A 20,758-nucleotide genomic window follows, 5' to 3' on the forward strand; every position below is an offset into this window, starting at 1 on the left:
TCGGAGTACGACCGCCACAGCCGCCAGGCATACGCCACGAAGCCCGCATTCAGCCCCACCGCCACCAGCAGATACAGCCAGCCATTCATGTGCAACAGATAGGGCAGCAAGCAGGCGGCAAACAGCACCAGGGTATACAGCAGGATATGCAGCCGGGTGAACTCGGAGCCGTGCGTGACGGGCAACATCGGCAAGCCGGATTGGCGGTAGTCCTCCACCCGGTACAGCGCCAGCGCCCAAAAGTGGGGTGGTGTCCACAAAAAGATGATCAAAAACAGCACCAGCGCCTCGGCAGTGACCGCGTTGGTCATGGCCGCCCAGCCCAACACCGGTGGCATGGCGCCAGACGCTCCCCCGATCACGATGTTCTGCGGCGTCAGCGGTTTGAGGATCACCGTATAAATCACCGCATACCCGACGAAAGTCGCCAGTGTCAACCACATGGTGAGTGGATTGACCGCAACGTACAACAAGACCGAGCCCGCCGTGCACAGCAGCCCCGAAAAGACCAGGGCTTGGCGCCGAGTGAGTTCGCCTCGGGCCGTCGGTCGCCAGGCGGTGCGGCGCATGCGCGCGTCGATGTGCTGCTCGATCAAGCAATTGAAGGCCGCCGCTGCACCAGACACCATCCAAATGCCCAAACACGCGACAGCCATGGTCTGCCAGTGGGCTGTGCTGGGCCAGCCTGGCACGGCAAGCACCATGCCGATGAGCGCGCAAAAGACGATGAGTTGGATGACGCGCGGCTTCATCAATACGTAGTACTGGCGCCACGTTGGCGGCAGAGGCGTCGCCACGGCAGAAGAGGGCGTGCTCATGCGCGCCGCTCCCGCCACGCCGGCGCCGCCGCAGAACGCGCGGATGCCACGGCAACGTCCACCGGGCCTGTCACCGTTGCAGCCAACCAGCCGGCCAGCAAGGCAACCAGCACCGCTGCTCCCCCCGTGTGGGCCACCGCAGCCACCAGCGGCCACTCCAACACCACGTTACTCAGCCCCGTCAGCAGCTGCCAGCCCGCCAGCGCCAGCAGCCAGCGACCGTGCCCTGCCATCCCAGCGCGCTGCAGTGCCAGCCCGATGCCCAGCAGTGCGGCCAGCACGACATAGGCAAAAAGCCGGTGCCCATAGTGAATCGCGGTCAAAGCCGCAAAAGGCAGCGCTTCGCCACTGCCCTGCAAGCCCAGTGCTCGCCACAGTTCGAAACCGCGCGCAAAGTCCATCGGCGGCCACCAACTGCCCTGACAAGTGGGGAAGTCACGGCACGCCAGTACCGCATAGTTGGTGCTGACCCAGCCACCCAGTGCCACCTGCACCCAGACGGCGATGAACAGGGCCCACAGCGCTGCGCGCAGCCCCGGAGTCAGCCGAGCCGCCTGCCAGGTCAACGCGTCCGCCTGACCATAGCGCATGGCCTGCCAGCGCAACAGCGCCAGCAGCACCATCCCCCCTAGCAAGTGCAGAGTAACGATGACGGGAAACAGCTTCATGGTGACGGTCCACGCGCCAAAGGCGCCTTGCAGACACACCCAAAGCAGCGACAACCAAGGCCACAACACCGGCACGGCGGGGTTGCGGCGGCGCTCGACGGTGCTGACCACGGCCATCACCAGGATCAACGCGCCGACCGCCGTGGCCAGATAGCGGTGGATCATCTCGATCCATGCCTTGGAGAAAGTCACCGGCCCCGTGGGCATTTCTGCCTGCGCGGCGGCAATATCGGCGCGGGCGCCGATCGGACTGGCTGCGCCGTAGCAGCCTGGCCAGTCCGGGCAACCCAGGCCGGAATCGGTCAGACGCGTAAAAGCGCCAAACAGCACCAGGTCAAATGTCAAGAACAGTGTCAGCCCTGCTAGCACCCGCAGCCGCTGCACCGGGCTGGCCCCGCGGCTGCGCAACCACACCCACACCAGCGGCCCGGCGGCCACCAGCAGCCCCACGATCATCAGCCGGAACACCGGCGTCCAGTCATACAGCGGTTGCATGCTCACCTCACGGACGCCCGGGCCGATCCCACGAACTCGACGCCCGCATCAGCCGCTCCAGGTCGCGCCGCATCCTTGCGGGATCGGCGTCTTTGGGAAAGCGCATCATCCAGTTGCCGATGGGATCCACCAGATACAGATGATCAGCCAGCCGCCCCCCGGGCACTGGCTGCAGCCAGGTGGCCAATTGCGCCTCGTCCACCCAGAGCACGGTCGCCGTTTGCAACGCGGGCTGTAGCCGCTGCGGGAACTCCCGCGACCCCGTGCGCAGCCACACCCAGTCCATGCGCTCCTTGTCCTTACCCAGCCCCTCACGCAACTGACGCTGCAAGTACAAATGCCGTTCGCATTGGGCATCGCAGGCACTGTCCGCCACACTGATAAAAAGCCACTGGTGAGACAGAGACGTCAGGGGCACTTCTTGGCCCTGCGCATCCCATCCACTGAAGGTTGGCAAGGGGCGCTGCGGCTCGATCAGCTCGCCATAGTTGCGCCGCCCTTCGGGGCGAATCACGTAATAGGTGAAATACGATGCAATCACGGGCGAGGCGCTGACCAAGAAAAGCAGCAGCATCTTCCAGCGCCCACGGCGCGTGGCGACCGCTTGCTGTGCCAGCCCTCGGTTCGGCGTAGGCAGGCTGTGCACGGTCATGGTCAGCGGTTCGTCCACCCGGGCCGCTGCCGTGGCGTCAGCAGGCACGTCGCCTGGGAGAGAGGAATTGGAACCAGACATAGAGGGCGAAGATGAGGGCGGCGAGCCCGAACCACTGAACCGCATACCCGACGTGTTTGGCCGGCTCGACCGCCACCGTCGCCCAGGCGCGTTGTAGCGGCCTTCCGTCCGTTGCGGTTTCGGGTGGTGCTGTCTGCTGCACGGATACCGGCAGCAGCGCCAGGCGCCATTCGGTGGCGAACTCGTCCAGTTGAATATTTTGTCGGATCGGGCCCGGTGCGTCAGGCCCCAGTTGGAATAGCTGGGACGGCGGCGGGGCCAAGCGGCCTTCCACGGTCACCGGCCCCTCGGGCGTCGACAGAGCGGGGATGGCTTGGCGGTCGTCGGGCCGACGCGCAAGCCACCCCCGCTGGACCAACACCGCTGGCCCCTCGCCTTCCGGCAACAACGGAGTCACCGCCACAAAGCCAACCCGCCCCTCCATGGGGCGGTTGTCCAGCCACACTGTGGCTTCGGCCATCCAGCGGCCCTGCAACCGCACCGCTCGCCCCGCCCATGCGGTCAACTCGTTGCGGGCCAACGCATCGCGCAAGGCGCCCCAGTCGGCGGCGGGCAGTTCAGCTTGCAATGCCCGTTGCGCCAACCAGGCACGTTTGCTGGCCGCCCGCCCCAACTGCCAGACACCGAGAGACGTCGTCAGGAGCACCCCCAGCGCTGCCGCCAGGGTTACCCACCAAAACCGTCGCGCGCGCGGCGCCTTCATCCGATAATGTCCTGCATGAAATACCTTGTCGTGATCGCCTTCGTGGGCATCGTGGGCAGTCTGGCCGCGGCGCTGGTCGCGATGATGAAGGGCGACTCCAGCAGCGGTGACGCGCACCGTTCTCGCCGCATGGCTCGCGCTTTGACGGTGCGCATCGGGCTGTCCATTCTGCTGTTCGTCCTCATCATACTCAGCCATTGGATGGGCTGGATTCAGCCGACTGGTCTGCCAACGCACTGACTGGCCACCAGGCTGGCACCCAAACGCACAAAGCGCCCGCAGGCGCTTTCCACGACTGGGAAGCGTCGGTCACATCCAGTAGACCAGCACGTACAGGAAGAGCCAGACCACGTCCACGAAGTGCCAATACCACGCCGCGCCTTCGAATCCGAAATGGCGTTCTTTGGTGAAGTGACCCTTTTGAAGCCGCAGGGTAATCACCAGCAGCATCAGCATGCCGACGAATACATGGAAACCATGGAAGCCGGTCAACATGAAAAATGTCGAGCCGAAGATGCCGGAACTGAGCTTGAGATTGAGATCGGTATAGGCGTGAAAATACTCGTAGCCTTGCACCAGCAAAAACACAAAGCCCAACAACACGGTCAGCCACATGAACGCGATGGCCTTGGTACGACTGCCGTCCTGGATCGCGTGATGGGCAACGGTCAGCGTCAGACCCGACGTCAGCAACAATGCCGTGTTGATGGTCGGCAGCCAAAACGGCCCGACGGTCTGGAACGGTTCGACGATGCCCGCCGGTGAGGCGGTCGCACCGGCCTGCATCGACGGCCAAATGGCTTGAAAATTCGGCCAAATCAGGCCATTTTCCAGATTCCCGAGAGCCGGGACGGAATGGCTGCGCGCCCACCACAGCGCGGTGAAAAACGCACCAAAGAACATCACCTCCGAGAAGATGAACCAGCTCATGCTCCAGCGGTAGGAGATATCGATCTTGCGCCCGTAGAGGCCACCTTCGCTCTCGGTCACAGCGTCGCGGAACCATTGGTACAGCACCAACAGCCACCACACCAGCCCGAAAGCCAGCGAGTACATACCCCAGTCGCTACCATTGATCCATAGGCTGGCGCCCAGGATGACGAAAAACAACCCAAAGGCCGCCATGAACGGGTGCCGCGACAAGCCGGGCACATAGTAGTACGGCGTGCTGCCGTTTGTGGTTGCGGACATGCTCACTCCTCGTTGGATTTTGTCTGGTGTTAGGGGCAAAGGTCGGGGCTGACCATCAGGACGACACCACCCAGCGCACGATCAGCATCAAAATGGCGATGAACACGAAAGTCATCACCACTGCGGTGACCAGCACAGCCACTGGGTTGAGTTTTTGCACATCGTTCTCGAAGTCGGCGCGGCGGCGTAAACCAATGAAACTCCACAGCACGGCCTTGACGGTGTCGAGCACCGCCACAGGCCGCTGATGCGGCGACGGGGTCATGACGCATCTCCCGTCCGATTCAACGCTGCCGTGGGCGCTGCAGGCGTGGGCGCGCCTACCTCGAAGAAGGTGTAGGACAATGTGATGGTCTTGACATCTTTGGGCAGCTTGGGATCGATGACGAACGCCACCGGCCATTCCTTGCGTTCGCCCGGCGCCAGGGTGTACTGATTGAAACAGAAACACTCCAGTTTGCTGAAATGGTTGGCTGCCTGGCGCGGCGCATAGCTCGGTATGGCCTGCGCCGCCATGGTACGGCCTTGCACATTTTGAAACTCATACATCACGGTCGTGAGCTCGCCGGGATGCACCTCCACGGAACGCACCGCAGGCTTGAAATGCCACGGCCCGCGTACATTGGTGTCAAACTCCACCGTAATCGTGCGCGAGGTATCGACCTGCGTGTTGACGGGATCGATGCGCGATTTGCCCGGGACCTGGCGTTCGCCAAGGGCGAGAATATTGATCCCCGTAACCTCGCAAATGGCGCGATAAATGGGCACCAACGCGTAGCCGAAAGCAAACATGCCCACAGCGACGATGACGAGCTTGCCGGTCAAGCGCAGGTTGTCGAGACGGCGTGGCGACATAGCGTTCAACATTCATCGAGGGCTCAGACCCCGAGCAACACATGCTTGGCGACGAATCCCAGCGCAAACGCCAGCGCCACCGACGCCAAGATCACACCAAGGCGCACATTTTGGCGACGTTGCTCGGGCGTCATGATCCAAACTCCCTAGGCGAGATCAACCCACGATGCGGGTGGCGGTGGCATCGAGCTTCGGAGGGGTTTCGAAGGTGTGGTGCGGAGCCGGAGACGGCACTTCCCACTCCAGACCTTCTGCGCCTTCCCACGGCTTTTGGGGCGCTTTCTCGCCTTGGCCACGCATGGCGGGCAGAATGACCGCCAGGAAGAAGTACACCTGCGCCAATCCGAACGCGAACGCGCCCACCGATGCGATCGCGTTGAAGTCGGCAAACTGCATCGGATAGTCGGCATAGCGTCGTGGCATACCCGCCAAGCCCAAGAAGTGCATGGGGAAGAACGTGATGTTGAACGAGATCATCGACCACCAGAAATGGATCTTGCCGCGTGTCTCGGAATACATGACCCCCGTCCATTTCGGCAGCCAATAGTAAGCGCCTGCAAACATCGCGAAAAGCGAACCCGCCACCAAAACAACGTGGAAGTGAGCCACCACATAGTAGGTGTCTTGGAAGTTGATGTCGATCGGCGCCATCGACAGCATCAATCCGGTGAAGCCGCCCATGGTGAAGACGAAGATGAAGCCCACCGCCCACAGCATCGGCGTCTCGAAGGTCATCGATCCCTTCCACATGGTTGCGATCCAGTTGAAGATCTTCACGCCCGTAGGCACGGCGATCAACATGGTCGCGTACATGAAAAAGAGTTGTCCCGTCACCGGCATGCCAGTGGTGAACATGTGGTGTGCCCAGACGATAAACGACAGGATCGCGATGGACGCCGTGGCGTAGACCATCGATGTGTAGCCAAACAGCTTTTTGCGGGCAAACGCCGGCACGACTTGGCTGATGATGCCGAAGGCCGGCAGGATCATGATGTAGACCTCAGGATGCCCGAAGAACCAGAAGATGTGCTGATACATCACCGGGTCGCCGCCACCGGCGGGATTGAAGAAACTCGTGCCAAAGTGGCGGTCGGTCAGCGTCATGGTGATCGCCCCGGCCAACACCGGCATCACCGCGATCAGCAGGTAGGCGGTGATCAACCAGGTCCAGGCGAACATCGGCATCTTCATCAGCGTCATGCCGGGCGCACGCATGTTCAGGATCGTCACGATGATGTTGATCGAGCCCATGATGGAGCTGGCGCCCAGAATGTGCATCGCGAAGATCGCGGCGTCCATGGACGGGCCCATTTGCAGCGTCAGCGGCGCGTACAGTGTCCAGCCCGCTGCGGGTGCCCCGCCGGGCATGAAAAACGACAGTACGATGATGATCGCTGCCGGCACCATCAGCCAGAAGCTGAAGTTGTTCATGCGGGCAAACGCCATGTCAGACGCCCCGATCTGCAACGGAAGCATCCAGTTGGCGAAGCCCACGAACGCCGGCATGATGGCGCCGAATACCATGATGATGCCGTGCATGGTCGTGAGCTGATTGAACAGCTCGGGGTTGACCAGCTGTAACCCGGGCTGGAACAGCTCGGCACGGATGCCCAGCGCCAGCACGCCGCCGATCATCAGCATCGTGAAGCTGAACAGCAGGTACAGCGTACCGATGTCCTTGTGGTTGGTGGCGAATACCCAGCGCCGCCAACCGGCGGGCGCATGGTGATCGTGCTCATGATCGTGCGCGTGGGCGCCGTGATGATCCAATACTGCACTCATGGCGATTTCCTCGTGGCTTCAATCCTTGTCACTGGCGCGCTGCCAGCACTTCCTTGGGCTGCACGACCTGACCCGTGTTGTTGGACCAGCTGTTCTTCGCATACGTCATGACCGCGGCCAGTTCGACGTCGGAGAGCTGTTTCCAAGCCGGCATCTGGGCGGCCGCGCCATTGACGCCGTTGAGCATGACCTGAATCAGCTTGCCATGGTCGGCGGCCGTGACGATGGCAGAGCCGTCCAGCGGCTTGATCGGGCCCGCACCCTGGCCGCTGGCCTGGTGGCAGGCTGCGCAGTTGGCGGCATAGACTGACTCGCCGCGCTTGATCAACTCGGCCAGGGTCCACTCCTTGTTCGGGTCGTCGGCGAGGGCGACCATCGCCTGCTTGCGCTGCTCGACCCATTGGGTGTACTCCTCCTGCGTCACCACCTTCACATGGATCGGCATGTAGGCATGCTCTTTGCCGCACAGCTCGGCACATTGGCCATAGAAGTCACCGGTCTTTTCGGCGCGGAACCAGGTGTCGCGCACGAAGCCGGGAATGGCATCCTGCTTGACGCCAAAGGCCGGCACCATCCACGCGTGGATGACGTCGTTGGCGGTGGTGATGATGCGGATCTTCTTGCCAACCGGCACCACCAGCGGGTTGTCCACCTTGAGCAGGTAGTCGTCCACCGCTTCTGGCTTACCGCTGTCGGACATCATGCGGTGCTTGGGATCCAGTGTGGAGAGAAACTGTATCCCCTCCCCTTCGCCTTTCAGATATTCGTAACCCCACTTCCACTGCATGCCGACGGCCTTGATGGTGAGGTCGCTGTTGGTGGTGTCTTTTTGCGCGACTAGCACCTTGGTCGCAGGCAGCGCCATGCCAATGACGATCAGCAGCGGCACGATGGTCCAGCCCAGCTCGACCCAGATCGGCTCGGGCAGCTCCTGCGCCTGGTGCCCGACCGACTTGCGGTGCTTGACGATGGAGTAAAACATGATGCCGAAGACGACGACGAAAATCGTCGCGCAAATGGCCAGCATGAACCAGTGCAGCCAGTGCTGCTCCTCGGCAATGCGCGTGGCAGGGGGGTGAAAGTTGAGCTGATTGACCGCCGGTCCGCCCGGCAGGTCGTTGACTGCGGCATGGACCGCATTCGAGACCCACACGCCAAGGCCCAACAGCGCAGCGCCGACGGCGCGCCTCGTGCCCCCGCGGACGCCAGACCCGAGCCTACTCTGCGTTTGACCTGACTGCTTCATCCTGCTCACGACGTTTGCCTCAAATAAACGTTGATTTATGTCAACGCGAATTACACCAGACTTCCGCCACGCGGGTGGTACGGACAATCCCCAATACCCCTGTCACCGACGGCGACATTTCAAGCGGACCGGTGCCCCGCCAACGCCCAGCGCAGCTCGCGCGCCAACTGACGCCGCTGTTCCGGTCGGATATAACGCCCAACCTGCACCCGGGCCGCGCCCGCGCGCAGCTCCACCAACCCAGATTCCTGGCCGCCATCGTCCACGCGCAGCCGGTGGCGGGCCAGCTCGCTTCGTCTCACCGCCCCCGCCTGCTCCCACTCCACCACCAGGCGCTGTTCGTCGAGTATCAGAGTCTCCCGATCGGTGGCATGGCGCGCATACCAAAGAAACGCCAAGGCTACGGCGCTGGACTCGAGTAGCGCGAATGGCAAGACCAACCTCGCCCCCATCGCCCAAAATGCCCCGGCCACCGACAGCGCCCCTGCGCAGGCCAGAAGAGACGCCACCAAACACTGCCGGGGCGTCAATGCGCAATTGCGCTTGAGCAGCCAGCGCCAGCCGTTCGACTCCCGCAGAGCCAGTTGAAACACGACGCCATTGGGCGATGCATCCATCGGTGCCACCGTCGAATCCGGGGTTGCGGCCTTATGGCGCCGACCGTTGCCACGATTGGCGACCTCGCGGTCTGCCCACTCTGCCAATTGACTTAAATCAATTGTAGTGCGGTTTCAGGCGCTGTCGGTCACGCGGGGTTTCCCCAAAGGAGCCGCACCGCGCAGCGACGCGCGCAGCCGCTCCAGCGGCACCGTCGCTACGCCGGCCGCCTTCGTGCGTGGCCGCGGCCGAAAGGCATGTCCGTACACCACTTCGACCGTGACGCAAAGCTGGCCATCTGGACTGCGCGGCAAGCCCTGCTCGACGGCGCGCAGCCAATGCGCGCGCCAGCCGCGTCCGCGCAAGGCGGCAAAGCGCCCCACATGCCAGTTCCGACCCGTCTCACGTAAATCGGCCAGCAAGCGTTCTGCATTGGGATAAGTTAAGGTAAGCCGCTCCATATCCATCACCGGCTCGGCAAATCCCAGCTCGACCAACTGGTCGCCCCAGTCGTGCATGTCCACATACGCGGGCGCGGGCGGCGGCCAACCGTGCGCCGCGTGCACCGCCCGCAGCTCGCGGGCGGTGTCTGGCCCCAAGCAGGAAAACATCACGAACCCATCGGCGGCCAGCCACGAATGCCACAGTCGCAGCAGTGCGCGCGGCTGCGCGACGGCATGCAAGACCATGTTGGCCCAGACCAGTCCGACCGCTTCTGGCGCGGCTGCGCCGGCCTCCACCGCGCCGGCCACGGCAGAGGCCGCCTCGACGCCAGCCTGCGGACGGGACATCCAACGCCGCCACCACGGCGGCGCCGGGTTGCGCCAGCGCTGCAGCGTCGCCTGGGCCAGCTCGCCCGCCAGCCAGACCCGCGCCTGGGGGTAGCGCTGCGCCACCGCCCGATGCGCCTGTTCCCCCGCCAGCAAGGGGGACCAGCTCATCCAGACATCGGGGCGGAACTTGATCCAATCCAATCGCTCGGCCATGCGCGCACCGATCGTCTCGTGCAGCCACGGGCTGCTCGACGGTACACGGGCGCACCAACGCGCCGCCGCAACCGGGTCGAGGTCCGGCGCGCCGTCGTCATCGGGGCGCAAGGAAAGGGTCATGGGCCCGGCAGTATATTGTGGTGCTGCAGGGCAGGCGGGTCGTACACGCCGAAACCCATGTGAATGAAAAGGAGAGGCGATGGGCGCGAAGCCGGCGACAGCTTGGACCAGCCGTCTGCGGGGGGTGTTCGACGCTGTGTGTCCCGCCCTCTGCGAGGTCTGCGGCCGCTGGCCCGACGGGCCTTTGTGCCCCGATTGCTGGCACGATCTGGCCCCACTGACCGTGCGCTGCCCCGGTTGCGCCCTGCCGCACAGCCATACTCAGCCCTACTGTGCAGCCTGCCAGCAGGACCCGCCGCCATGGCGCACGGTGGTGGCGCGGGTCGATTTCGCCCATCCTTGGGATGCCTGGATTCGGGCGCTCAAATCCACGGCGCGCCCTGGGCTGTCGGGTGCGCTGGCCCGCTTGTGGCTGGATGATCCCGCGGTACCGGCGCTGCTGGCTGGCGCCGACGTGTGGCTGCCCATCCCTTTGGCAGCAGATCGGCTGGCAGCGCGCGGCTACAACCAGGCGTGGGCACTGATGCAAGCGCTTGCCCGTCTGCGGGTCACCCCGCCGGCCCTGCCACAGGGATTGCAGCGGGCGCCGGGGGCGCCTGTGCTGCACCATCTGGACCGCCGCGAGCGGCTGACTCGGGCCCCGGGGCTGTTCCATGTAGCGCCTGCTGCCCGTTCGCAGGTGCGAGGACGGCGCGTGCTGGTCATCGATGACGTGATGACGACGGGAGCCACCTTGCGTGCCGCCGCCTACGCCTTGCTCGATGCGGGCGCCACGGCCGTCGATGCGCTGGTCGTGGCCCGCACGCCACCCCCCGTGGAATAATCCGCGCCGCATGTTTCGCATCGTCCTCGTCAGCCCCGAAATTCCGCCCAATACCGGCAATGTGATCCGGCTGTGCGCCAATACGGGTTGCGCGCTGCATCTGGTGGAGCCCCTCGGATTTTCTATGGATGACAAGCAGCTGCGCCGCGCAGGGTTGGACTATCACGAGTATGCAACGGTGCGCCGCCATGTCTCGTGGCCGGCTTTCCTGGCCAGTGAGCGCCCCGACCCCCAGCGCTGCTTTGCCTTCACCACACACGGCAGCGCATGCGCATTTGCCACCGCTTTCCTGCCAGGAGATTGGTTCGTCTTCGGCGCCGAGTCGCGGGGTCTGCCTGCCGACATCTGGCAAGACTTCGACGCGAACCACCGACTGCGCTTGCCCATGCAGCCCGGGCAGCGCAGCCTCAACCTGTCCAACGCCGTGGCCATCGTGGCCTTCGAGGCCTGGCGCCAACAAGGCTTTGCCGGTGCCGCAATGCCAGCCGAAGGCACCCGTCAGGCGTAGTGGCGCACCAGCATTTCCGCCACACAGGCGGGCTTGGACTGGCCTTCGATCTCGACCGTCACATGCCAGCACAGATGCACGCCATTGGTCGCGATATGCTCCAGCGACTGCAGCTGCAGCCGTGCGCGCACCCGGCTGCCGACAGGGACCGGCGCTGTGAAGCGAACGCGGTTGGTGCCGTAGTTGACCGTCAGGCGCACCCCGGCGACATGCACCGCCTCCGCCAGCCATCTGGGCAACAGTGACAGGGTCAAAAAACCATGGGCGATCGGCGCGCCGAAGGGGCCACGCGCGGCCCGCTCGGCATCGACGTGGATCCACTGGTGATCGTCGGTGGCGTCGGCAAAGCGATTGACCCGATCCTGGGTGATTTGCAGCCAGTCGGTGATGGCCACCTCGGTGCCAACGGCGGCTTCGAGGGCGTCGAAGGAGTCAAATGTTGTCATGGATGTCACTATAGCGGCGCCCCTCAGCCATCGACCCACGCGAGCAACGACCGCCACAGCGCCAGTTCACGCTCCACCTGGTGCGGCCGCACATCGAACAGGGTCAGACCCTGCGCCGCCAAATGCCGGTACAGCTGCGCCTCGCGCACGAAGCCGGCCACCGGCAGATCCAGCGCCTCGAAAAAATCCTGCAAGTGCCGCGCGGCCAAGGTGCGTTCGTCAATGCGCATGCCTACCACAGCCACGGCCAGCCCCTCGTGCCTGCGTTCGCGCACAAGCTGCAAAAAATCGTGTGTCGCAAACATGTCGAACACCCCCGGTTGCACGGGCACGAGCAGGCGGTCCGCGCGCCTGAGCACCTCGCGCAGGCGCTGGCCGTGCAAACCAGCAGGGGTATCCAGCACCACATGCGTCGTGCCGCGCGGCGGCTTGAGCACATCCGAGCGGCTGGCATCCCATCCCGCGATTGGGCGCACGGCTGTGGGCCGCAGGGCCAGCCAACGCGCGCAGCTCTGCTGCCGGTCCACATCGCCCAGCATCACAGCATATCCACAGCGGGCCCAATGACCAGCGATCTGGGTGGCGAGCGTCGTTTTTCCGACGCCGCCCTTGGGATTGGCGATGGCAAGCACGGGCATGGACGATCTCCTACCGACAGCGCGCATGGTAGCCCGACCAGCGTGACAATGCGGGCATGTTTAGCCCATCGCAAGCCGACGTGCGCCGTTTCTTCTGCGGTGTATTCGACAAAGGCCGCCGTGGCCTGCCGCTAGAACCCCTGGAAACCCTGGCCTATGAGTGGATGCTGCGCCACCCCGAATACCATGCCGAGCTGGCCGACTTGAACGCTGCGCTGCGCGCCATGGCAACGGTGGACCCCGCGCGGGACAACCCGTTCTTGCATTTGTCGATGCACCTGAGCATCAGCGAGCAGTGCTCGATCGACCAGCCTCCCGGCATCCGGCAGGCCGTGGAACTGCTCGCTGCCCGCCGGGGCTCGCTGCACGACGCGCATCACGAGGTCATGGACTGCCTGGGCCGCATGTTGTGGGAGAGCCAGGTCCACGGCCGTCCCCCGGATGGGCTGGCTTATTTGGCGGACGTGCGGCGACGGGCCACGGCCGATTGAGCCGCAGACCAGCCCAGCAAGGGCGACGACAGGCAAAAAGCGATGACGGTCAACGGCCACAGGGAGGCTTTTATTATGATTTTCGTTTATAAAACCGCCGATTTAAAGTGTTGACCTGTCATTACAAGCCCCCTTACCATCGCAGCCCTTGACACTTTGCAACCCCTGCGAAAGGTCGCGGTCATACGCTGCTTAGGATGCAGTGGCGCGGCGGCTGGTGCGGTCGGCGCCTCCCGCATGCCATCGACCTTTGCACAAGCCGTCTGAGTCGGCACTCTGCGGTATCGCGTGACAGGCTTGTCGTGGAACAGCTTCCACAGGAGCCACTCGGGGCTGGCCCTGCTGTCTACGGCGCGGCCGATCGACCGTCCACGCCTCCCGCCCTGCCGAGCGGGGCCACCGGACGGCTTGTCCATCGACAGAAAGGAGTGAGTGCATGACCACCATGTGCATCGACACCCAGGATCGCGCAGCGGCCCCCTTGGGTCAGGCGGCGCGCGTTTCACCCTCTGAGGGGCTGGCGCAGATCGTGGCCCGCGCCTGGGCGGCTGCTCGCCATGGCATGGCGCTGTTTGGCGCCGCCACCCTGGCCGCCGTCGTGCTGCTGACCATCCAGCCGCCATTGCGCGCGGAACTCGAGCAGGCCGCCGCGCACTGGCTGCTGCAGCGCCAGGCGATCGAGGCGGCGCCGCGGGACGCCGACGCCGAGCGCGCCGCGCTGACCGAGCAACGCGCCCTGCCGCCCGAGCAGATGCGCATGACCGACTGGCTGGCGCGCAAGTACCGCGTCGCGGCCGAGCCGCTGGCCATGCTGGTCGCCGAGGCCCATACGGTCGGCCGCCAGTTGGGCCTGGAGCCGGCACTGCTGCTGGCGGTGATGGCGCAGGAATCGCGCTTCAACCCCTTTGCCGCCAGCCCGATGGGGGCACACGGGCTGATGCAGGTGATGACGCGCATGCACGAGGACAAATTCGAGCCGCACGGCGGACCGCTGGCGGCGTTCGATCCACTCAGCAACCTGCGTGTCGGCGCGCAGATCCTGCACGAGGCGGTCCGCCGTGCCGGCTCGGTACCGGCCGGGCTGCGGCTGTACGTCGGTGCGGTGCAGTTGGACGGGCGCGACTATGCGCTGCGCGTGCTCAGCGAGCAGGAGCGGCTCAAGCGGGTCGCCGCCGGGCAACGCGTACCGTTCAACGCGGCGGTGCCGGTACCAGCACTGTCGGAACCGGCCCCGGAGGCTGACGCGCTGGAAGCGTTGATGCGCCAGCCGGTGGCGACCGCCCAGCCCTCCTGAAGCTACAATCGCAGCTGCGCGCGACTGGCGATAGGCCACGGGGCTGGCGATGGCCCTGGCACAACCCAATGGCCGACGTGGACCACCACGGGGGAGCGCGCAGCGTACCGTCACCTGCGGTATGCCGCCTTGCCGTTCGCCTGGGCAGCCCGTGAGGCGGATCATCGCCGCGGGTCCACCGACCACGACAGGACTGCCATGTTTAGCCGCCAGACCCTCATCGAACAGACTGACCCCGAGCTGTGGGCCGCCATCCAGGCCGAGAACGCCCGCCAGGAAGCCCATATCGAGCTGATCGCCAGCGAGAACTACGCCTCGCCGGCCGTGATGGCTGCGCAAGGCACACAGTTGACCAACAAATATGCCGAGGGCTACCCCGGGCGGCGTTACTACGGCGGCTGTGAACATGTGGATGTGGCGGAACAATTGGCCATCGACCGTGTCAAGCGGCTCTTCGGCGCCGAGGCCGCCAATGTACAGCCGCACTGTGGCGCCAGCGCCAACGAAGCGGTGTTCCTCGCTTTCCTCAAGCCCGGCGACACCATCATGGGCATGAGCCTAGCCGAGGGTGGGCACCTCACGCATGGCATGGCGCTGAACATGTCGGGCAAGTGGTTCAACATCGTCTCCTACGGCCTGAACGAACGCGAGGAGATCGACTATGACGCGATGGAGGCCAAGGCGCGCGCGCATCGGCCCAAACTGATCATCGCGGGTGCAAGCGCGTACAGTTTGCGCATCGATTTTGAGCGCTTTGCTCGGGTGGCGCGCGAGATCGGTGCCGTCTTCATGGTGGATATGGCGCACTATGCGGGCTTGATCGCCGCTGGCGTCTACCCCAACCCGGTGCCACACGCCGATGTGGTCACCTCCACCACACACAAGAGCCTGCGCGGCCCGCGCGGCGGCATCATCCTCATGAAGGCCGAGCACGAAAAGGCGATCAATAGCGCCGTTTTCCCTGGCCTGCAAGGTGGCCCGCTGATGCATGTAATCGCGGCCAAGGCCGTGGCCTTCAAAGAGGCGCTCAGCCCCGAATTCAAGACCTACCAGCAGCAGGTGATCCAGAATGCCCAGGCGATGGCCGAGACGCTGCAGCAACGCGGCTTGCGCATCGTCAGCGGCCGCACCGAAAGCCATGTGATGCTGGTGGACCTGCGCGCCAAGGGCATCACCGGCAAAGAAGCCGAGGCGGTGTTGGGCCAGGCGCACATCACGGTCAACAAAAACGCGATCCCGAACGACCCGGAAAAGCCGATGGTCACCAGCGGCATCCGCCTGGGCACGCCCGCGATGACCACACGGGGCTTCACCGAGGTCGAGGCACGCCAGACCGCGCACCTGATCGCCGATGTGCTGGACGATCCGCGCAACCCGCTCACCATCGAGCGCGTGCGCGCACAGGTGTCAGAGCTGACGCAGCGCTTCCCGGTCTACGGGTGAGGCGATGAAGTGCCCTTTCTGCGGACACGCCGACACCCTGGTGGTAGAGACGCGTGAGTCCGACGACGGGGTGTTCGTGCGCCGGCGCCGCCGCTGCGGCGCATGCGACCGGCGCTTTACCACCTACGAACGAGCCGAGGTGGCGTTTCCACAGGTGGTCAAGAAGGATGGCCGGCGGGTCGACTACGACGCCGCCAAGCTGCGCGCCAGCCTGGCCCTGGCGCTGCGCAAGCGGCCGGTGAGCACCGAACGACTGGACGCCGCCATTGCCCGCATCGAGGAAAAGCTGCTGGCCGACGGATCGCGGGAAGTGCCTTCGCAGCGCTTGGGTGAATGGGTCATGCAGGAACTGCGTGAGCTCGACCAGGTGGCCTATGTGCGCTTTGCGAGCGTCTATCGCAGTTTCGAGGATGTAGACGCCTTCCGGTCGCTGATCGACGAGGTGCGGCGTTGACAGCGGAGTCGGCGACGCATGCGCCTGTGCCGTGTCCGCACGCTTGGCCGCGCATAGAGGCTCGCCCAGCGCACCCGTTCCACCGCGCGAGGAGCCTGCGCCCCGCACCCGCGCCCCCCGGGAAACTGCGACAATTCGGGCCATGTTCACCGGGATCATCACACGCGTGGGGCGCATTGAGCGGCACCTTCCCCTCGGCACCGGCACCCACCATGGCCTGCAGCTTCATGTGGCGGCCGGGGCCGATTACCTGGCAGATGTCGCGCTGGGCGACAGCATCGCCATCAACGGCGCGTGCATGACCGTCACGTCGCTGGACCCCGCACAAGGGGTCTTCACTGTGGATGTTTCGGCCGAATCGCTGGCCCGCACCGCAGGATTGGATCGCCCTGGCCCAGTCAATCTGGAAAAGGCCCTGTGCCTGGCCGACCGGCTGGGCGGGCACCTGGTCAGCGGACATGTCGATGGCGTGGGCACGGTCAGCCGGCTGGCGGCCATGGGCGAGTCCTGGAACCTGTGCGTGCTGGCTCCACCCGCCCTGGCCAAGTACCTGGCCTATAAGGGGTCGATCACCGTCAACGGGGTCAGCCTAACGATCAACCACGTCTCAGACCGGGCGGATGGCTGCGAAATCAGCATCAACCTAATCCCACACACGATGCAGCACACGGCGCTGGGGACACTGACGGTCGGCGCGCAGGTCAACCTGGAGGTGGATATGATTGCGCGCTACGTCGAGCGGATGCTGTCCCTGGTCAGCCCCCACCATGAGCACAACCCCTAGCGCCACCGATACGGTGGCCCCCATAGCCTCTGTGCAAGAGATCGTGGCCGAGCTGCGCGCTGGCCGTATGGTCATCTTGGTCGATGAAGAGGACCGCGAAAACGAGGGTGACCTCGTCCTCGCCGCCGACCATGTGACGCCCGAGGCAATCAACTTCATGGCGAAGTACGGCCGCGGCTTGATCTGCCTGACTCTGACACGCGAGCGTTGCGAACAACTGCGCCTGCCACCGATGGTGCCGCGCAACGGGACCAAGATGGGCACGGCCTTCACCGTGTCGATCGAAGCGGCCGAGGGCGTCACCACAGGCATCTCGGCCGCTGATCGGGCCCACACCATCCGTGTCGCCGTCGCAGCCGGCGCCTGCCCGGACGATTTGGTGCAGCCCGGCCATGTGTTCCCGCTGCAGGCGGTGGACGGCGGCGTGCTGATGCGCGCTGGCCACACCGAGGCCGGCTGCGACCTTGCGGCCATGGCGGGCTGCACGCCAGCGGCCGTGATCTGCGAGATCATGAATGACGATGGCACGATGGCCCGGCTGCCAGATTTGCAGCGCTTCGCCGCGCAGCATGGCCTGAAGATTGGCACGATCGCCGATCTGATCGAGCACCGCAGCCGCACCGAAAGCCTGGTGAAGCGGATCGGCAGCCGGCCACTGACCACCGCCTATGGCGAGTTCACCGCCCATGCCTACCGCGACCAAACCAGCGGCGGTCTGCACTTAGCGCTGCTCAAGGGTCAATGGAAACAGAACGAGGTAGTGCCCGTGCGTGTGCACGAGCCGCTGTCGCTGCTGGACGCGCTGGAGACGGGCCGCCGCATGCACTCCTGGAGCCTAGAGGCCAGCCTGCGCCATCTGCAGCAGGTTGGCCGTGGGGTGGCGGTGCTGCTCAACTGCGGGGAATCGGCGGATCAATTGTTGGCCCAGTTCGAGGGCACGGCCCGATCAGCCCAGGCGCCGGAGCGTGGCCGCATGGATCTGCGCACCTACGGCGTCGGGGCCCAGATCCTGCGCGACTGCGGCATTCATCGGATGCAATTGCTCGGCCACCCCCGCCGTATGCCCAGCATGACGGGCTACGGACTGGAGGTGGTGGGCTTTGTGCCCCCACCAACCCCAGAAGGAACCCCGACATGATGGGAGCCCACAAAGGCGACGGCCCGGCGCTGGATGGCCGTGGCCTGCGCATTGGTATCGTACAAGCGCGCTTCAACCAGGGCATCACCGACGCGCTGGCCGCTGCCTGCCGCGAGGAGTTGCGCACACTGGGCGTAGCCGAAGCCGACATCGCCATGGAGCAGGTGCCCGGTGCGCTGGAAGTGCCCCTGGCCCTGCAGGCCATGGCCGAGAGCGATCGCTTCGACGCGCTGGTGGCGCTGGGCTGCGTGATCCGCGGCGAGACCTACCACTTCGAGCTGGTGTGCAACGAGTCGGCCGCTGGCATCATGCGTGTGGCGCTCGATCATCACATCCCGATCGCCAACGCCATCCTGACGACCGAAAACCTGTCGCAGGCGGTGGCCCGACGGGACGAGAAGGCGCGCGACGCCGCCCGCGTGGCGGTGGAAATGGCGGCCCTGCTGCGGCGCTACCCGTCGGACTGATCGGCTGGGCGCCCGCTCGGTCTGGGACAATACGGCCCATGACCAAAGCATCCGAAAAATCCGCCCGCACCCGTGCGCGAGAATTCGCCCTACAGGGGCTGTACCAGCACCTGGTGGGGCGCAACGACGTGCAGGACATCGACCTGTTCACACGCGACCTGAGCGGCTTTCACAAAGCCGACAGCGTCCACTACGACGCACTGCTGCACGGCTGCATCGCCGCACAGGCCGAGCTGGACGCCCAGCTGGCCCCGCTGCTGGACCGACCGCTGGCGGAGCTGTCACCCATCGAGCACGCGGTGCTGTGGATAGGGGCATACGAATTTCTGCACTGTGTGGATGTGCCGTGGCGCGTCGTCATCAACGAGTGCGTTGAACTGGCCAAGGCGTTCGGCGGCACCGACGGACACAAGTTCGTCAACGGTGTGCTCAACCGGCTGGCGCCACTGATCCGCGGTGAGGAGGTGACCCGTGACCCCGCCCGCCGTTGCTGAGACCTTGGACGAAACGCCGGTGCACACCTGGCCCATCCGGGTCTATTGGGAAGACACCGATGCGGGCGGCATCGTCTACTATGCCAATTACCTGAAGTTTTTCGAGCGGGCGCGCACCGAATGGCTGCGCAGGCTGGGCCTGGGGCAGCAGGGGCTGCGCGAGCGCACGGGGGGCATGTTCGTCGTCAGCACTGCCGAGGCGCGCTATTTGCGTGCGGCGCGCTTGGATGACCGGCTGGACATCCGCACCCGCATCCGGGAACTCGGGCGGGCCTCGTTGACACTGCAACAACAGGCGTGGCGCAGCGACCCGACCCCGGCGCTGCTGTGCGAAGGGACGGTGCGCATCGGCTGGGTGGAGGCTGAGTCGATGCGTCCAGGCCGCCTGCCTGCCGAGGTGACGGCGGCCTTGGCCGGGGCAGTCGCCCCCACCACGCCAGCCGCATTCGAGAAAGATGTTTGCGCATGACCCATGACTTTTCCATCGTCGAGCTGATGCTCAACGCCTCCTGGGTGGTCCAGGCGGTGGTGGTGGTATTGCTTGGGGTTTCGGTGACGAGCTGGGCGGCGATCTTTCGCAAGATATTCGCTCTCAAGCGCGTGCGGCGCCTGACGGATGATTTCGAACGAGCGTTCTGGTCTGGCGGCCATTTGCAGGATTTGTATGCGGCCGCTGCGCGCAATGCGCATGTGGGCAGCCCGATGGAGCGCATCTTTGCCAGCGGCATGCGCGAATTTCAAAAACTGCGCGAGCGCCGCATCAACCAACCCGACGCCCTGCTCGACGGGGCCCGGCGCGCCATGCGCGCCGCTTATCAGCGCGAGCTCGACGCCCTCGAAGTCAACCTATCTTTCCTGGGCTCGGTGGGGTCGGTGTCACCGTACATCGGCCTGTTTGGTACGGTCTGGGGGATCATGCACGCCTTCACCGGCCTGGCGGCGCTGACCCAGGTGACGCTGGCGACCGTAGCACCCGCGATCGCCGAGGCGCTGGTGGCCACCGCGATCGGGCTGTTTGCAGCCATCCCGGCCGTGCTGGCCTACAACCGGTTTGCGCACGATATCGACCGCCTGGCCAACCGACTCGAGACCTTCATCGAAGAGTTCTCGAATATCCTGCATCGCCATGCCGGCGCGGCGCCGGCCGGCCACTGACACGGGCGCCGCTGTACCGACCGGAGCATCCCTGCACATGCCCGTCATCGCCCCTCGCGGACCACGCCGCCGCGCGATCACCGAGATCAACATGGTGCCCTTCATCGATGTGATGTTGGTGCTGTTGATCATCTTCATGGTGACCGCCCCGCTGATCGTGCCCAGCCAGGTCGAGCTGCCCAGTGTCGGTCAGGCGGCCCGCCAGCCGGAGCGCTTCCTCCAGGTGATCGTGGAGCGCGACGGCCGCCTGCGCCTGCGCGATAGCACCCGCAGCAGCGGGGAGGCCGACGTGGTGACCCTCAAGGACCTGCCCGCCCGTGTGCAGGCCATTCAGGCAGCGCCAGGGGCAGAGGGGCGGTCGGGCGTGCCCATCATCATCAGCGCCGACAAGCGCGTGGCCTACGAACAGGTGATGCAGGTGATGGA

Annotated in this window: 28 protein-coding genes and 1 riboswitch; of the genes, 14 read left to right on the forward strand and 14 right to left on the reverse strand. The window is 65.1% G+C overall.

What is annotated here, in order from left to right:
* The 4 genes from cyoE to P3W97_RS08775 all read right to left on the reverse strand — a co-directional run.
* Positions 1-818: heme o synthase (gene cyoE, locus P3W97_RS08760; RefSeq protein ID WP_300845889.1), on the reverse strand; the 818-nt coding region annotated here is incomplete at its 3' end.
* A complete protein-coding gene (locus P3W97_RS08765; protein WP_300845890.1) occupies positions 815-1,981 on the reverse strand; it encodes a heme A synthase in 1,167 nt (388 codons plus the stop codon). The genes cyoE and P3W97_RS08765, both read right to left, overlap by 4 nt.
* 7 nt (positions 1,982-1,988) lie before the next feature.
* On the reverse strand, positions 1,989-2,633 hold the full coding sequence (locus tag P3W97_RS08770) for a hypothetical protein (RefSeq protein ID WP_300845937.1): 645 nt from the start codon (positions 2,631-2,633) through the stop codon (positions 1,989-1,991).
* Positions 2,634-2,670: 37 nt separating this feature from the next.
* Positions 2,671-3,417: an SURF1 family protein gene (locus P3W97_RS08775; protein ID WP_300845891.1), complete on the reverse strand. Its 747-nt coding sequence runs from the start codon at positions 3,415-3,417 to the stop codon at positions 2,671-2,673.
* Positions 3,418-3,432: 15 nt separating this feature from the next.
* Here P3W97_RS08775 and P3W97_RS08780 point away from each other — a divergent pair, with 15 nt between their 5' ends.
* Positions 3,433-3,657, forward strand: coding sequence for a twin transmembrane helix small protein (locus P3W97_RS08780; protein WP_300845892.1), 225 nt, complete (start codon positions 3,433-3,435; stop codon positions 3,655-3,657).
* Between the two features lie 69 nt (positions 3,658-3,726).
* On the opposite strand, the gene P3W97_RS08785 is transcribed toward P3W97_RS08780, so the two are convergent.
* From P3W97_RS08785 to P3W97_RS08820, 8 genes are all read right to left on the reverse strand, one after another.
* Complete coding sequence (locus P3W97_RS08785) at positions 3,727-4,608, reverse strand: cytochrome c oxidase subunit 3 (RefSeq protein WP_300845894.1); 882 nt, start codon at positions 4,606-4,608, stop codon at positions 3,727-3,729.
* A gap of 55 nt (positions 4,609-4,663) precedes the next feature.
* Positions 4,664-4,873 (reverse strand): DUF2970 domain-containing protein, encoded by a 210-nt coding sequence (locus P3W97_RS08790; protein WP_300845896.1) that lies wholly within the window; start codon positions 4,871-4,873, stop codon positions 4,664-4,666.
* On the reverse strand, positions 4,870-5,463 hold the full coding sequence (locus P3W97_RS08795; protein WP_300845897.1) for a cytochrome c oxidase assembly protein: 594 nt from the start codon (positions 5,461-5,463) through the stop codon (positions 4,870-4,872). The genes P3W97_RS08790 and P3W97_RS08795 overlap by 4 nt, the downstream gene beginning before the upstream one ends.
* Before the next feature lie 23 nt (positions 5,464-5,486).
* Positions 5,487-5,597 carry a cytochrome oxidase small assembly protein gene (locus tag P3W97_RS08800; protein ID WP_300845898.1) on the reverse strand — a complete coding sequence of 37 codons (111 nt, stop codon included), beginning with the start codon at positions 5,595-5,597 and terminating at the stop codon, positions 5,487-5,489.
* Positions 5,598-5,619: 22 nt separating this feature from the next.
* Positions 5,620-7,245, reverse strand: coding sequence for a cytochrome c oxidase subunit I (ctaD, locus tag P3W97_RS08805; RefSeq protein ID WP_300845899.1), 1,626 nt, complete (start codon positions 7,243-7,245; stop codon positions 5,620-5,622).
* Positions 7,246-7,273: 28 nt separating this feature from the next.
* Positions 7,274-8,398, reverse strand: coding sequence for a cytochrome c oxidase subunit II (gene coxB / locus P3W97_RS08810; RefSeq protein ID WP_300845901.1), 1,125 nt, complete (start codon positions 8,396-8,398; stop codon positions 7,274-7,276).
* 212 nt (positions 8,399-8,610) lie between these two features.
* Positions 8,611-9,108, reverse strand: coding sequence for a DUF2244 domain-containing protein (locus P3W97_RS08815; RefSeq protein WP_300845903.1), 498 nt, complete (start codon positions 9,106-9,108; stop codon positions 8,611-8,613).
* 114 nt (positions 9,109-9,222) lie between these two features.
* Positions 9,223-10,197: a biotin synthase gene (locus P3W97_RS08820; protein ID WP_300845907.1), complete on the reverse strand. Its 975-nt coding sequence runs from the start codon at positions 10,195-10,197 to the stop codon at positions 9,223-9,225.
* A gap of 313 nt (positions 10,198-10,510) precedes the next feature.
* On the opposite strand from P3W97_RS08820, the gene P3W97_RS08825 reads away from it, so the two are divergent.
* Positions 10,511-11,020, forward strand: coding sequence for a ComF family protein (locus tag P3W97_RS08825; protein ID WP_300845909.1), 510 nt, complete (start codon positions 10,511-10,513; stop codon positions 11,018-11,020).
* 10 nt (positions 11,021-11,030) lie between these two features.
* Positions 11,031-11,528 carry a tRNA (cytidine(34)-2'-O)-methyltransferase gene (locus tag P3W97_RS08830; RefSeq protein ID WP_300845911.1) on the forward strand — a complete coding sequence of 166 codons (498 nt, stop codon included), beginning with the start codon at positions 11,031-11,033 and terminating at the stop codon, positions 11,526-11,528.
* Here P3W97_RS08830 and P3W97_RS08835 read toward each other — a convergent pair.
* Together P3W97_RS08835 and P3W97_RS08840 are read right to left on the reverse strand one after the other, a co-directional pair.
* Entirely contained in the window at positions 11,519-11,974 is a 456-nt protein-coding gene (locus P3W97_RS08835) for a MaoC family dehydratase (RefSeq protein ID WP_300845913.1), read from the reverse strand. The two genes, P3W97_RS08830 and P3W97_RS08835, sit on opposite strands and share 10 nt — an antisense overlap.
* Positions 11,975-11,997: 23 nt before the next feature.
* Positions 11,998-12,612: a ParA family protein gene (locus P3W97_RS08840; RefSeq protein WP_300845915.1), complete on the reverse strand. Its 615-nt coding sequence runs from the start codon at positions 12,610-12,612 to the stop codon at positions 11,998-12,000.
* Positions 12,613-12,668: 56 nt separating this feature from the next.
* Between P3W97_RS08840 and P3W97_RS08845 the strand changes: the two genes are divergently transcribed.
* The 11 genes from P3W97_RS08845 to P3W97_RS08895 form a co-directional block, all read left to right on the forward strand.
* Positions 12,669-13,103 (forward strand): DUF1841 family protein, encoded by a 435-nt coding sequence (locus P3W97_RS08845; RefSeq protein ID WP_300845917.1) that lies wholly within the window; start codon positions 12,669-12,671, stop codon positions 13,101-13,103.
* A 436-nt stretch (positions 13,104-13,539) separates the two neighbouring features.
* Entirely contained in the window at positions 13,540-14,397 is an 858-nt protein-coding gene (locus P3W97_RS08850; RefSeq protein WP_300845919.1) for a lytic transglycosylase domain-containing protein, read from the forward strand.
* Between the two features lie 10 nt (positions 14,398-14,407).
* Positions 14,408-14,550: riboswitch (ZMP/ZTP riboswitch) on the forward strand.
* A gap of 45 nt (positions 14,551-14,595) precedes the next feature.
* The gene (gene glyA, locus P3W97_RS08855) at positions 14,596-15,840 is read left to right on the forward strand and encodes a serine hydroxymethyltransferase (RefSeq protein ID WP_300845921.1); all 1,245 of its coding nucleotides are present in this window, start codon (positions 14,596-14,598) and stop codon (positions 15,838-15,840) included.
* A gap of 4 nt (positions 15,841-15,844) precedes the next feature.
* A complete protein-coding gene (gene nrdR / locus P3W97_RS08860) occupies positions 15,845-16,294 on the forward strand; it encodes a transcriptional regulator NrdR (RefSeq protein ID WP_300845923.1) in 450 nt (149 codons plus the stop codon).
* Positions 16,295-16,436: 142 nt separating this feature from the next.
* Positions 16,437-17,078, forward strand: coding sequence for a riboflavin synthase (locus P3W97_RS08865; RefSeq protein ID WP_300845925.1), 642 nt, complete (start codon positions 16,437-16,439; stop codon positions 17,076-17,078).
* On the forward strand, positions 17,062-18,216 hold the full coding sequence (ribBA, locus tag P3W97_RS08870; protein WP_300845926.1) for a bifunctional 3,4-dihydroxy-2-butanone-4-phosphate synthase/GTP cyclohydrolase II: 1,155 nt from the start codon (positions 17,062-17,064) through the stop codon (positions 18,214-18,216). Before P3W97_RS08865 ends, ribBA begins: the two co-directional genes overlap by 17 nt.
* Positions 18,213-18,683 (forward strand): 6,7-dimethyl-8-ribityllumazine synthase, encoded by a 471-nt coding sequence (gene ribH, locus P3W97_RS08875; RefSeq protein WP_300845928.1) that lies wholly within the window; start codon positions 18,213-18,215, stop codon positions 18,681-18,683. Before ribBA ends, ribH begins: the two co-directional genes overlap by 4 nt.
* Before the next feature lie 38 nt (positions 18,684-18,721).
* Complete coding sequence (gene nusB, locus P3W97_RS08880; protein WP_300845931.1) at positions 18,722-19,177, forward strand: transcription antitermination factor NusB; 456 nt, start codon at positions 18,722-18,724, stop codon at positions 19,175-19,177.
* A 19-nt stretch (positions 19,178-19,196) separates the two neighbouring features.
* Positions 19,197-19,646 carry a tol-pal system-associated acyl-CoA thioesterase gene (ybgC, locus tag P3W97_RS08885; RefSeq protein ID WP_300845939.1) on the forward strand — a complete coding sequence of 150 codons (450 nt, stop codon included), beginning with the start codon at positions 19,197-19,199 and terminating at the stop codon, positions 19,644-19,646.
* Positions 19,643-20,332: a protein TolQ gene (gene tolQ, locus P3W97_RS08890; RefSeq protein ID WP_300845933.1), complete on the forward strand. Its 690-nt coding sequence runs from the start codon at positions 19,643-19,645 to the stop codon at positions 20,330-20,332. The genes ybgC and tolQ overlap by 4 nt, the downstream gene beginning before the upstream one ends.
* Positions 20,333-20,369: 37 nt before the next feature.
* Positions 20,370-20,758, forward strand: a 389-nt coding sequence (locus tag P3W97_RS08895; RefSeq protein ID WP_300845935.1) for a biopolymer transporter ExbD, incomplete at its 3' end; no start/stop codon positions are given.

It is taken from the genome of Tepidimonas sp., from assembly GCF_029335975.1.
GTDB lineage: Bacteria > Pseudomonadota > Gammaproteobacteria > Burkholderiales > Burkholderiaceae_C > Tepidimonas.